Here is a 13,400-nt window from a genome sequence, read left to right as displayed (position 1 = left end):
AGACAATCAAAGTGTCAACTACTTTAATTATATATTACTTACTTCATCCTTTAATTTTACTAGGAAATCATCAAATTGCATGCTTTCTGAATTTTGCTCACCGTATTTACGGACGTTCACTTCGCCTGATTCAACTTCCTTGTCTCCAAGAACGAGCATATAAGGCACTTTTTGCATTTGGGCTTCCCGAATTTTATAACCAATTTTTTCCTCTCGGCTATCAATGTTAACACGGAATCCAGCAGCAACAAGTTTTTCGCGCACACCATCTGCATAGTCGAAATGTGCATCTGGCGAAACTGGAATCACTTCTACTTGGACAGGTGCTAACCAAGTTGGAAATGCGCCTTTGTATTCTTCAATTAGGAATGCAACAAAACGTTCCATAGTTGAAACAACGCCACGGTGAATAACGACTGGACGGTGTTGTTTTCCATCTTCGCCAACGTATGTTAGATCGAAACGTTCTGGAAGCAAGAAGTCGAGTTGTACTGTTGACAATGTTTCTTCCATACCAATTGCTGTTTTCACTTGAACGTCGAGTTTAGGTCCGTAGAATGCAGCTTCCCCTTCGGCTTCAACATAGTCAAGACCAAGCTCATCCATCGCTTCTTTTAACATCGTTTGTGCACGATTCCACATTGCATCGTCATCAAAATATTTCTCTTTATCTGCTGGGTCGCGGTAAGAAACACGGAATGAATAGTCATCGATATTAAAATCTTTATAGACATCAATAACAAGTTGGACGACACGTTTAAACTCATCTTTAATTTGGTCGGGACGGACGAAAATATGAGCATCGTTCAACGTCATTCCACGGACACGCTGTAATCCTGATAATGCGCCGGACATTTCGTATCGGTGCATTGTACCAAGTTCTGCAATTCGCATTGGTAAGTTTCTATAAGAATGGATACCATTTTTGTAAATCATCATATGATGCGGACAGTTCATCGGGCGAAGGACAAGGTCTTCATTATCCATGCTCATAACTGGGAACATGCCGTCCTGGTAATGATCCCAGTGGCCAGAAGTTTTATATAATTCTACGCTTCCGAGAACTGGCGTGTATACATGATCATAACCAAGCTTCTCTTCCTTATCGACAATGTATCGCTCGATAATTCGACGAATTGTAGCTCCTTTAGGCAACCACATCGGCAAACCTTGTCCGACTTTTTGAGAGTTCATGAACAGATTGAGTTCTTTCCCGATTTTACGATGATCACGCTCTTTTGCTTCTTCCAAAAGACGCAGATGCTCTTTCAACTCATCTTTCTTGAAGAATGCTGTGCCGTAAATCCGTTGCAGCATTTTGTTATTTGAATCACCGCGCCAATAAGCGCCTGCGATGCTAAGAAGTTTGAATTCCTTTAGCTTGCCTGTTGATGGAACATGGACACCGCGGCACAAGTCAATGAAGTCGCCTTGTTCATAGATAGACACTTGCTCACCCTCAGGTATCGCTTCAAGAAGTTCTAGTTTATATTCGTCATCGATTTCTTCAAAACGCTTTTTCGCCTCTTCACGAGATACATCATGACGAATTACTTCCACGTTTTCAGCAATAATTCTTCTCATCTCTTTTTCAAGTTCTGGTAAATCTTCTGCTGTAATCGGTTCAGGCGAATCAATATCATAATAAAATCCGCTTTGGATAACTGGCCCTATACCTAGTTTTGCATTAGGGAACTTACGTTTTACAGCTTGTGCAAGAAGATGAGCTGTACTATGGCGTAATATTTCAAGTGCTTCCGGCGATTGAGGTGTAATGATTGCGATGTCGCCGTCTTCAGTGATCGGCGATTTCAAGTCGACTAATTTATCCCCTACTTTACCAGCCAATGCACTTTTCCGCAGTCCCGGACTAATGGATGCTGCCACATCTTCAGTCGTTGTACCTTGTGGAAATTCTTTCACTGCACCGTCCGGAAATTTCAATTTAAGTATATTTGTCATTATTAAGCACTCCTCTTTATTATAATTAAAAAACAAAAAAAGCCCCATCCCTGGAAAGGGACGAAGCTTTAGCTCGCGGTTCCACCCTTCTTCCTTCAATCCAATAAAATGAAAAGCGCAAGTGGCCAGTCGTGTCTGACTGCTAGAGCTAAACAAACATTGAAAAGATGAAGCTTGACGTCGGGTAACGGACCGGATTCCGTCATCAGTTACTGCATTGTTCACCGATGCTGCTCAGAGGTGGTAAATCATCCGTCTCACCTTCAGGGCTTTCAGCCAATGACCCCGTTCTCTTTAGGCAGACAAAAAGATTGTTGTCCTCTTCCACGCATTTCATATTATTAATTAAAGTCGAGTATACGTCGATTACGCTTTAATTGCAAGTCAATTCTACATGAAACTCCAAGAAGTGCTTCGCTACGTTTCCCTTTCATCAGCTTTCTAGTTGTTCTGTCTGTAGTATTTGTCCGATAACCTATTTTCATTTCCTATGGAAACTATATTTATTTGCAAACGACGACATTAATCATCCTACAGTTAATAAATAAGAAAAGTCGGCTATTACTATCAGTAAGGTTAGCGGTTTTAGAAACAAAGCGTATGAAAAAGCCGCTGACAAGATGACAATTCGGAATCAGACTCCTCTTTCTCCGGGAGTAATTACCAAGAGTTGAAAAGCAAACTTGAACACATATTATGCTCACGGAGGTGAATAATCTTGCCAAACAACAAAGACAAAAATCCGAACAAAGACCGCAATAAAAAGCAAATCCCTAGCGATATGCGTGAAGAGTTTGGATCTACGTTTGATATTGATAAGTTAAATGATCAGAAAAATGATCCTAAAAAACAAAAAGAGCAACGTGCAAACCGATTTGACAATAACACTCGATAAGGAAAAATTAACGGACAGAAGCATAATGCTTCTGTCCGTTTTCCATTTATTTATCGCGTCTGTTTTCACCATCGAGTCGTACCGGGTTACTGATCATTTGGATTCTTTCCATGATACGCGCGGCTTTTACTACTTCTTTTTCACCGCGCTGCGTATATGTTAAGTGATTTTCAAGCTCCGCGTAGCTAAAATTGGAAGTGAAGAAAGTCGGTAGTTTTTCTGCCATCCTAAATTGCAGAATTGTTCCGAGCACTTCATCACGCGTCCAAGCAGACATTGTTTCCGCACCAATATCATCGAGCATAAGTACTTGAGCACCTTTTACAAAATCGATTTTTTCGTTTAATGTCTGATCTTGGATAGATTGTTTCATTTCTCTAAGGAATTCCGGCACATACACAGCAACAGTGCGTATCCGGCGATTCGCTAATTCATTCGCTAACGCTCCAAGCACAAAAGACTTTCCAATTCCAAAAGGTCCATAAATGTACATGCCGCGTTCAGGAAGTTTTCCAGTTTCATCGAAAACATTCAAGAAATCTTTTGCGGCACGTACGGCCGTCACCCTGCTGTCGTCAAAATACATATCAATATTTTGCAGCTTTGCTTCCATGACATCTTTCGGCATGTACATACTGTCAATCATTTTCTTAATATTACGCTGATCGTCATCCATAAGCTTGTTTGGACACTTTGTATATTCCACATCAATAAGACCGCAGGATAAAACCAATTTGGGTTCAAATCCGTTCATGATATTCACGCACCCCTGTAGATCCGGGCATTTTCCACAACCATGAGAAGCAGTGGCGTATTCGTATAATTTGCCGAGGCTCCGTTCAACAACTTCACCATCGATTTCAGTGGAATGATCCGTCAGAAATTGTTGCACGCCTGGACTCTCCATCACTTCTTTTCGTAATTCATCAAACCTCGCGGCAAATGCGGGAGACTTCACAACCCGTTTCAGCGTGTCACCAATATGTTCCATTTCACTTCACCGTCCCGTCCCCTGTTACACCTAATTCCTCAAGTAATTTACGACGTTCTTCATCAATAGCGGAAGAAGACTTAACAGGTTTATCTGATTTTGTTTTCTTTTCTTCTTTTTTATAAAACCATTCCGGTACTTTCTCTTCTCGTGCAGGTTTTCTTCTCGGGCCCGTTTTCTGACCTTCATTTTTCCATTTCACATACTGGTCATGCTCATTTCGCGACATTTCCATTGCAGTTTTCACTGAATCCACCTTTTTGCTCATCCAATGGGAAGCAATCCGTTCAGCATAACTATTTGTTATTTTTCCGTCATTGCGATAAAGAACGTATTGCAGGAGAACATTGACGACTCCGACGGACAATCCATGCGTATTGACAAGCTTTTCAGCAAGCTTTACATCTACCGATAATGGTTCTTTCCCCATAAAATCACGCAGCATTTCAAGCGGTGCCGTAGTTTCAAGGTAGTGTTCCAATTCTTCGTCACGTGTTAATAATCCAGTTTCAGGCTTAGGTGATTCTTTCGCGTATACTTTGTGCAAAACGGGTGCGTCTTTTGAAACATTCATTTTATAAAATTCGGCAGCTGATTTTCGCAATCTATCCTCTGGTAACTTAAGGTCCTCATCAAGTGCCATCATGATGACTTTTTGCATATCCAGCGGAGTCAATGAATAAAGGAATGCGAGTTTCGCAATCGATTCTTTAGAAACCGAAGATAATGAAGCTTGAGGAACCATTTGTTCAGATAATCCTGAGCGAAGCAGATCAAAATCAAAATCGGAATGCCCAAATGGAACACCTTCCGGTTCGTTGCGTCCGATAAACTGCTGATTCTCACCCATATCCATGCTATACCCCTGCTGGACGGGCGTATACACATCCAGAAACGTCCGTGAAACGTCATCGAACCCATCATCAGTGATACGGTCAAGTGCAAAACGGCTACGTAAACTGCGGTATGCCTGCTCTCCGATTTTACTGAACAAGAATGTCGACAACAATGGATCTAGGAAAAATGCTTTGGCGTCAAGGGGAGGCAGCAGTTCATAAACGAATAATCTTGCATCTCCATCTTTCTTCTTGTAAGTACGTAATAAGCCAATCGCTTCCAAAGAAATCCTCGCCTCGAAAACAGGTCCGAGCGGCATCGTTAGAATGTTCATAAGATGGTAATGGTTGTATTCCCGGCCGTCTTCACGCTCCGCGTCCGCCCATAGCGTCATAAACAAACTCATTGCACCTGGACCAATCAACGGCTGATAAAATAAAGTGAGGAGTTGTCTGTCGTAATCCGAAAAGGATTGCGATAACCGTATTTTGTATGCATCAACTGGCTGAAGTTCTTTATAAAGTGGTGCCATTGGAACTCTACTTCCTATCTGAATGGGATACGTTACTTTTTCGTACGTTTTTGTATATCTTGCAATTCTTCTATGAAAACTGTGATGTCTTTATATTGGCGGTACACTGAAGCGAATCTGACATAAGCGACTTCATCGACTTCCGACAACTGTTCCATAACCATTTCCCCAACATCATCAGAGTTAATCTCTACAACTCCTGCACTTTTTAACTCTTTTTCAATCGAATAAACGATTTTTTTGAGATCTTCAAGTGAAACAGGGCGTTTTTCACAAGCACGGATAAGGCCCCTGAGCACCTTTTCTCCGCTGAATTCTTCGCGCGAACCATCTTTTTTCACGACAACCAAAGGTGTTTCCTCGACTTTTTCAAATGTCGTAAATCGGAACGTACATTGTTCGCATTCTCTGCGCCGCCGGATGGATCTATTTTCCTCGGCAGGTCTGGAATCGACTACCCGAGTGCCATTGTACTGGCAAGCTGGACATTTCATAGTTTGTATCCTCCGCTTTTTCTTAGATATTAACTTGATTATAACAGAACAAGCACAAAAAAATTGGAATCCCGCGGAAAGATACTTGTTTGACTAGACAAAAGCGTCCCGCAAGTCATCGTACAACGACTTGCGGGACGCTATTTCAAGCATGGGAAACTATATGGTTCAGATCCGGTGGTTAACCTATAAAAAAGAATATTCCATATCTAAACTGCAGCCCCTCTAACCAGGCGCTCCCGCTTTTTTTAAGCCATTTCCACTGTTTTTAAAGCCGCGGCAACTCTCTTCGTTAAATCGACAACGCGTGCGGAATAACCCCACTCATTATCATACCATGCAAGTACTTTTACTTTGCGGTCAGCCATGACGATTGTTGAAAGGCCATCAATAATTGCAGAGTCTGTTGTCGTATTGAAATCAATAGACACCAGTGGCTCTGTCGTAAAGCGCAGAATACCTTCCATTGCCCCTTTAGACGCTTGCTTAAATGCATCATTTACCATATCTACAGTAACATCCTGCTTGAGATCCACAACGAGGTCGACAAGTGATACATTTGGTGTCGGAACACGAAGCGCCATCCCATGAATCTTTCCTTCTAGCTCAGGTAGCACAAGTGCCAATGCTTTTGCAGCACCAGTCGACGTCGGGATGATGGACTGCGCACATGCACGTGCACGGCGAAGGTCCTTATGTGGATTATCCAAGTTTTTTTGGTCGTTCGTATAAGCATGAACAGTTGTCATTAAGCCGTTGTCGATACCAAATGCGTCATTTAACACTTTTGCTACCGGTGCAAGACAGTTCGTTGTGCAGCTTGCATTCGAGATGACGTCATGCTTCTCGATATCCAGTTTGTCGTCGTTAACGCCAAGAACAATTGTGATATCTTCATCTTTACCGGGTGCAGATATTATAACCTTTTTTGCTCCAGCCTTAAGATGAAGTGCAGCTTTATCACGTGCATTAAATTTACCTGTCGCTTCGATAACAATATCAATTTCAAGCTCTTTCCAAGGAAGGTTTAGCGGATCACGATCTGAAACGATTTTAACACGTTTTCCGTTGACGACAATCGCATTTTCTTCTGCGATTACTTCACCATCAAATGTCCCGTGATTCGTATCGTACTTTATAAGATGAGCAAGCGTTTCTGAAGAATACATTGCGTTTATCGCAACAATAGTTACATCATCTTCTTTAATCATTTGGCGAAAAACCATTCGTCCAATACGTCCAAACCCATTTATTGCAATAGAAGTAGTCATGTGAAGATCCTCCCGTATGTATGTTATACTTTTTATCTTTATTCGCTCATTAGTATAACACATATTAAACAACAACAAAGGGTTAATGTTGCTTATTTCAATGTCCCACTTTTCAGAATAAAACTAAGGTTTCGCATTCCAAACAGATAGTATCCCATCTAGCTGGCTCTCCGTATGTTCTATCGTCCCGTTATTGTATAAAACGGCATCTGCGCCTAGTTCCTTTTCTTTCAGAGGCAGCTGGGAACTAATTCGAGCATCGGCTTCTTCTTCCGATAACACATTTCTCGACATGAGCCGATCTTTTTGAATTTCAGGTGTGGTGGACACGACAATAATTTTATCTACAAACGATTGCAGTTTGCTTTCGAATAAAAGTGGGATGTCTAAGATGACTGTGTTTGATCCGCTAGAAATCCATTGTTCTTTTTGTTTCAGCATCTCTTTCCGTATGGCTGGATGGATAATGCTATTTAACTTCAAACGCTCTTCTTCGTTTCCAAATATACGCTCACCAAGTTTTTCACGGTTTAGCGATCCGTCTTCCCTTAAAAATTCTTGCCCAAATAGGCGACTGATTTCCATCAGGACTGGACTGCCAGGTTCAACAACCAGCCGAGCAATTTCATCTGCATCTACAATCGGAAACCCTCTTTTCTTCAGCATTGCGGAAACGGTACTCTTTCCGCTTGCAATACTGCCGGTCAAACCAATAATCATAGAATATCCCTCTTTCCAGCGATTATTTCTGACATGTCGGACAATAAACAGATGTCCTGCCCGCTATTTTCATACTTCTCGTGGCGGAGCCGCATTCTGGGCAAACTTTCCTCCCATACATTTTTAGCCGGTCCTGCATTGTTCCCGCTTCTCCATTAATATTCCGATAATCGGAAATGGAACTGCCGCCAGCATCGATACTTTCCTGTAAGACATCCACGATTACGTCAAATAATTCATTTTTCCGTTTCTGACTAATTCGCTCTGTAGTCCTACCCGGATGAATATTCATCTTATAAAGTGCTTCCGTCGCATAAATATTTCCGCATCCCGAAATAACATGCCCATCCATTATGACTTCTTTAATCGGTTTCCGCGCATATTTCGGGGTAGCTGCCATTTCCAGAAAATGATTGTGCGCTTCTGCGGCGAACGGTTCGGGGGCCATTTTCAATAATGGCGGATGGTCCGCTTCGCAGCCAAGAAGCCGCAATTCTCCAAAGCGGCGAATATCTGAATAGACAAGCAATCCTCCGCCTTCCAGCGTAAAGATGACGTGAACATGGTTGCGAAATTTCATTTCCGTAATGTCATCGACAGAGTTAACTGTGAACCATGCACCTGACATGCCGAGATGGCTGACAAGAAGGCAGGTGTTACCGTCTTTCGCTAGATGAAAGTAAATGTATTTACTGCGTCGTGTGACGTCATTGATCTTCATCCCAGCCATATCTGCTATAAAATCTTCGGTTGTGATCCCTTTTATCACGGCTTCTTTTCCAAGTTGTTTTGATTTGATGACCGTGTCTGAAACGGTCACGTTCTGGATTGTCCTTCCGATCGCAACAGGTGCGAGTGCTCGGACGACCCCTTCTACTTCAGGCAGTTCAGGCATTATATCCCCTCACTTCGTATCATACCAAGATAATCCAAATGCCCAATCAACTTTCAATGGCACGTCCAGCGCAAGAGCTGATTCCATCACTTCAGGTACGATTACTTTTAGTTTTTCGATTTCGTCTTCCGGTGCCTCAAAGATCAACTCATCATGCACTTGCAGGAGCATACGCGTCTGCATACCATCAGCTTCAAGACGTTTTGCCATCTCAATCATTGCTTTTTTAATGATATCAGCCGCACTTCCTTGAATCGGCGTATTCATAGCTGTCCGTTCTGCAAAACTTCTCAGGTTGAAATTCGAACTTGTAATTTCCGGCAAATAACGTCGGCGGTTCATGAGCGTCGTCACATAGCCTTTTATCTTCGCTTCTGCAACGCTGTCACTCATATACTGCTTGACACCCGGGAAGCTACTCAGATATGTGTCAATGAACTTTGCTGCGTCTTTCCGTGTAATACCCAAACTTTGTGAAAGTCCATAATCGCTTATACCATAGACAATTCCAAAGTTTACCGCTTTCGCCGCCCTACGCATGTCTGAAGTCACGGAGTCATTATCCACTCCGAATACATCCATTGCCGTCTTCGTATGAATGTCTGCGCCTTCACGGAACGCTTCAATGAGCTTCTCATCTTGTGATATATGAGCAAGTACCCGCAACTCGATTTGCGAATAATCTGCAGCAAACAGATACCAGCCTGGTTCGGACGGAACAAACGCCGCTCGGATCTTTCTTCCTTCTTCGAGCCGTACAGGGATGTTCTGCAAGTTCGGATTGATGGAACTGAGTCGCCCCGTTGTAGTGAGCGCTTGCTGGAACCGTGTATGAATCTTCCCGTCCTCAAAGATTTCTTTCAACAGACCTTCAATATAAGTCGAGTTTAATTTACCCAGTTGACGGTAGTTTAAAATGTGGCTGATGATTTCATGTTCGCTTTCAAGCTTTTCAAGTACGTCAGCTGCTGTTGAGTAACCGGTTTTCGTCTTTTTAATCGGAGTAAGTCCGATTTTTTCAAAGAGAATGACACCCAGCTGTTTAGGCGAGTTTATATTGAACTTTTCCCCGGCAATTTCATAAATAGTTGTTTCAAGTGTGGCCAGCTTAGCAGTAAGTTCACTCCCGATAGTTAGAAGTGTCTCCCGATCTGTCATAACGCCCGTCGTTTCCATTTTGCCTAGAATCGCCGCAAGCGGTAGTTCCAGCTCATGGTATAAATCATACTGATCGTTTTCCTTTAATTTCTGTTCGATGTCAGGACGCAGTTTCCAAATTGCTTGCGCTTTACGGCCTGCGTGCTCCGCAATCATCTCCTGTGCTGGTGCCGCTTTCTTCGCTCCTTTTCCGTAAATCACTTCATCATGCTCGACCTCTGTGTAGCCAAATTCGCCTGCAACAGAGGCAACATCTGTATAAGTTGTCGAAGGATTGACAATGTATGTCGCAAGCAGTAAATCGAATTGGAACCCTTCTGCCTCCATACCTTGCCGCGCAAGCGATGCGAAAGCCGCTTTCGAATCGGACGTGTATTTCAACTTGTCCGTATTTTGCAGCCAGTTTTTGAACGCAACACACTCTTTTGCAACCTCTAACGGGACAAAAAGCGTATTTTTTTCATCTGCCAGACTAATTCCAAGAATTTCTGCAGTCAAATAGTTTTCATCCATCATTTCGACATGTATTGCCATCTCGTTTGATAAATCCGCATCCATTAATTCCGAAACGATTGTCACATCAATCGCTTCTTTTGGCTCTTCCGCTGCTTGCGGTGCGATTTTATCAAGAAGCGTTTTGAATTTCAATTCACGGTATATACTCGTCACTTCTTCCATGTCAGGTCCCTCATACGCTAAATCATTCAGGGAGACCGTGATTGGCGCAGCTACTTCGATTGTCGCTAAGTCTTTGCTCATGAACGCTTGCTCTTGATTTTCCGTTAAATTCTGATTCAGTTTTTTAGCTGTAATCTTATCGAGTGATTTGTACACATTTTCAATAGAGCCATATTCCACCAATAATTTAAGTGCCGTTTTTTCACCGACACCGGGGACACCCGGAATATTATCTGAAGCATCGCCCATAAGCCCTTTCATATCAATGATTTGACGGGGCTCGATGCCGTACTTTTCCATTACATGTTCAGGTGTGTATTTCTCAATGTCCGTCATCCCTTTTCGGGTGATGAACACCGTAGTATTACTGCTTGCAAGTTGCGTTAAATCTTTGTCCCCTGAAATGACGACGATTTCAGAACCATCCGCATCGCCCGTCTTACTGAGCGTACCGATGATATCATCCGCTTCGTACTGATCCAGTTCATATTGAGGAATATTGTAGGCATCAAGAAGCTTACGCAAATAAGGGAATTGCTCCGATAATTCCGGTGGTGTTTTCTGACGTCCACCTTTATATTCTCCATACGTTTTATGCCTGAATGTTGTTTTCCCTGCATCCCATGCAACGAGAATATGTGTAGGTTTTTCTTCTTCCAGGATGTTTTGCAACATCATTGTAAAGCCGTATACTGCATTGGTATGGATTCCATTATCATTGGTTAGTAAAGGCAATGCAAAAAATGCCCGATATGCCAGACTGTTTCCGTCAAGTAACACGATTTTCTTAGTCGTCACGTATATTCCACTCCTATTCAAAAAAACGTCATCTTCATTCATCTTACCACGGGGGCAAGTATAAAAGAAAACGACGCGATGTTTAGGTTAAATTCAAGTTCACTGCCAACGGGTTATGTGGCCATTTGGACAGCTTCCTACGCTATTCTTTACTCAAGATAGCCTGTCAGCACTTTTGCGTACGGAGAGTCGGCTGGGATGATGATCATCGTATCATCACCGATTGTTTTCGTATATGACTGAAGTGTACGATACAAGTTATAAAACTCTGGATCTTTTGAAAATGAATCATTATAGATTTTTGCCGCTGCGGATTCTCCTTCAGCGTGGATAATTGCTGCTTCTTTTTTTGCAGTTGCCAGCATCTCCTGCACTTCACGGTCTGTCTCCGCTTCGATCCGGCGCTTATCTGCATCCCCTTGTGATAAATAAGATTGAGCAGTCGATTGACGTTCAGAAATCATCCGCGTATAAATCGATTGTTCATTTTCCTCAGGCAAATCAATGCGCTTCATACGGACATCCACAACTTCGATTCCGTAGTTCCCCTCAGCTAAAAATTCATTTACCCGTTTCGTTACACGGTCATTCAAACTGCCTCGGGAAGAATTTTCATCATTGACGACATCTACATAATTCAGCTGCCCCAGTTCTGTTCGAACAACTGAGTAGATGAACTCTTCCATCCGAGCTTCAGCATTGATGATATTTCGTGCATTTGAAATCATCTTTCCGGGATTGGTGATCCTCCAAACTGAATAGTTGTCGATGATGATACGCTTCTTATCTTTGGTATTTATTTCAGCTTCCGAGACATTATAGGTCATCAGACTTTTCGGAAGAGAAGTAACACTTTGGATGAATGGAATTTTCATGTTCATTCCTGGTTCCTGAACGATGCGCTTAATTTCCCCAAATTGTCGTACAACGCGGTATTCATCTTCTTTAACGATGAAAATATTAGCGATCATGATGACTGCTAATGCAAATATGGCGGTGAGGATAAGTGTCAACTTTACATATTTCTTGACTTCAATCGGTGCTTTTGGTGTAACAGGCCCACCTGTCGCTTTTGGCCTTTTCTGTTTCTCGCGCTGTCTTTCAAGGAATTTTTCTTCGATGGATTTAAATGGATTATTGTCATTTGCCATCCGTTTCAACCCCTTCCGTTTTAGGCTCTTCTGGCGGTGGTGGTGTACTTTCCATTTGCTGCAACGGAAGATATTTCACCGTTTCACCTGTGTCGTTCATAATATAAATTTTTGCTTTCGGCAATACTTGTTCAAGTGTCTCGATGACAAGCCGTTGACGCGTGATTGCTTTATTCTTTGAGTATTCTGCAAGGAGGTCATTAAAAAGTGCGACATCACCTAACGCTAGCTCAGTACGTGCTTTCTTTTGCCCAATTGCATTCGATTTGACCGCGTCAACTTCCCCGATTGCTTCGTTCTTTTTTTGGTTCTCATACTTTTTCGCTTCATTTATTTTTGTGTTTTTTGTTTCGCGTGCATCCGTCACGGCTGTGAAGGCGGCCCGGACTTCAGCATTCGGAAGTTCGACATCTTGAAGCTTGACGCCTTGTACAGCAATTCCGATATCATATTTACCAATGAGTGTCGACAGTAATTCGCGCGTCTGCGCTTCGATTTCCGCTTTCCCATCCGTTAGTGCTGCGTCTATTGTTGAACTGCCGATGATGGACCTGATCGATGCAGACGTAGCGTCATGAAGGATTTCTTTTGGATCCTGAGCATTGAATAAATATTTTTGCGGCTCGGTGATTTTCCATTGGACTACCAAGTCAGTCAGCACGATATATTCATCACCTGTAATCATCTTGGTTTCTTTATCATACGAAACCAGCTCCCCTCCGGAATCTTGCTTATATCCGAATTGAAGACTATATGTCTCTTTAGAGAGTATTTCAGCCCTCTGAATAGGCCATGGTAATTTAAAATGTAGCCCCGAATCTGTCACTGTTGTATCTGCTTTTCCAAATGTGATGACGACAGCCTGTTCCGATTCGTCGACTGTGTACCATGTTGTAAAAGCAACGATAAGCAGCAATAACCCAACGATGATCATTCCAACTGTCATTAAAGTACGGCGTGTGCTCATTTGTAAGCCCCCTTCTCTTATGTATCAATCTGTTATACGGTCTGCCAAGTT

11 protein-coding genes are annotated in these 13,400 nt (G+C 42.5%); 1 reads left to right on the top strand and 10 read right to left on the bottom strand.

From position 1 onward, the window contains the following. Positions 1-27: 27 nt before the first annotated feature. Positions 28-1,962 (bottom strand): threonine--tRNA ligase, encoded by a 1,935-nt coding sequence (gene thrS / locus MKZ11_RS12510; protein WP_340794755.1) that lies wholly within the window; start codon positions 1,960-1,962, stop codon positions 28-30. A gap of 718 nt (positions 1,963-2,680) precedes the next feature. Between thrS and MKZ11_RS12505 the strand changes: the two genes are divergently transcribed. After that, entirely contained in the window at positions 2,681-2,857 is a 177-nt protein-coding gene (locus tag MKZ11_RS12505) for a hypothetical protein (protein ID WP_340794754.1), read from the top strand. A gap of 46 nt (positions 2,858-2,903) precedes the next feature. Here MKZ11_RS12505 and dnaI read toward each other — a convergent pair whose 3' ends face one another. The 9 genes from dnaI to hflK form a co-directional block, all read right to left on the bottom strand. Beyond that, the gene (gene dnaI, locus MKZ11_RS12500) at positions 2,904-3,848 is read right to left on the bottom strand and encodes a primosomal protein DnaI (RefSeq protein ID WP_340794753.1); all 945 of its coding nucleotides are present in this window, start codon (positions 3,846-3,848) and stop codon (positions 2,904-2,906) included. Between the two features lies 1 nt (position 3,849). Continuing rightward, positions 3,850-5,217, bottom strand: a complete 1,368-nt coding sequence (locus tag MKZ11_RS12495; protein WP_340794752.1) for a replication initiation and membrane attachment family protein — start codon at positions 5,215-5,217, stop codon at positions 3,850-3,852. A gap of 32 nt (positions 5,218-5,249) precedes the next feature. Further along, positions 5,250-5,711, bottom strand: a complete 462-nt coding sequence (gene nrdR / locus MKZ11_RS12490; RefSeq protein WP_340794751.1) for a transcriptional regulator NrdR — start codon at positions 5,709-5,711, stop codon at positions 5,250-5,252. Positions 5,712-5,959: 248 nt separating this feature from the next. Beyond that, positions 5,960-6,982 (bottom strand): glyceraldehyde-3-phosphate dehydrogenase, encoded by a 1,023-nt coding sequence (locus MKZ11_RS12485; protein WP_340794750.1) that lies wholly within the window; start codon positions 6,980-6,982, stop codon positions 5,960-5,962. A 123-nt stretch (positions 6,983-7,105) separates the two neighbouring features. Beyond that, the gene (gene coaE, locus MKZ11_RS12480; protein ID WP_340794749.1) at positions 7,106-7,702 is read right to left on the bottom strand and encodes a dephospho-CoA kinase; all 597 of its coding nucleotides are present in this window, start codon (positions 7,700-7,702) and stop codon (positions 7,106-7,108) included. A gap of 22 nt (positions 7,703-7,724) precedes the next feature. Further along, positions 7,725-8,597 (bottom strand): bifunctional DNA-formamidopyrimidine glycosylase/DNA-(apurinic or apyrimidinic site) lyase, encoded by an 873-nt coding sequence (gene mutM, locus MKZ11_RS12475; protein WP_340794748.1) that lies wholly within the window; start codon positions 8,595-8,597, stop codon positions 7,725-7,727. A gap of 9 nt (positions 8,598-8,606) precedes the next feature. Beyond that, entirely contained in the window at positions 8,607-11,231 is a 2,625-nt protein-coding gene (gene polA, locus MKZ11_RS12470) for a DNA polymerase I (RefSeq protein WP_340794747.1), read from the bottom strand. Positions 11,232-11,380: 149 nt separating this feature from the next. Beyond that, a complete protein-coding gene (gene hflC / locus MKZ11_RS12465; protein ID WP_340794746.1) occupies positions 11,381-12,382 on the bottom strand; it encodes a protease modulator HflC in 1,002 nt (333 codons plus the stop codon). Next, positions 12,372-13,349, bottom strand: coding sequence for an FtsH protease activity modulator HflK (gene hflK / locus MKZ11_RS12460; RefSeq protein ID WP_340794745.1), 978 nt, complete (start codon positions 13,347-13,349; stop codon positions 12,372-12,374). Before hflK ends, hflC begins: the two co-directional genes overlap by 11 nt. Positions 13,350-13,400 lie beyond the last annotated feature (51 nt).

It is taken from the genome of Sporosarcina sp. FSL K6-1508, assembly GCF_038007465.1.
GTDB classification, from domain to species: Bacteria; Bacillota; Bacilli; order Bacillales_A; family Planococcaceae; genus Sporosarcina; species Sporosarcina psychrophila_B.
This window is presented reverse-complemented; position numbering and strand designations above follow the sequence as displayed.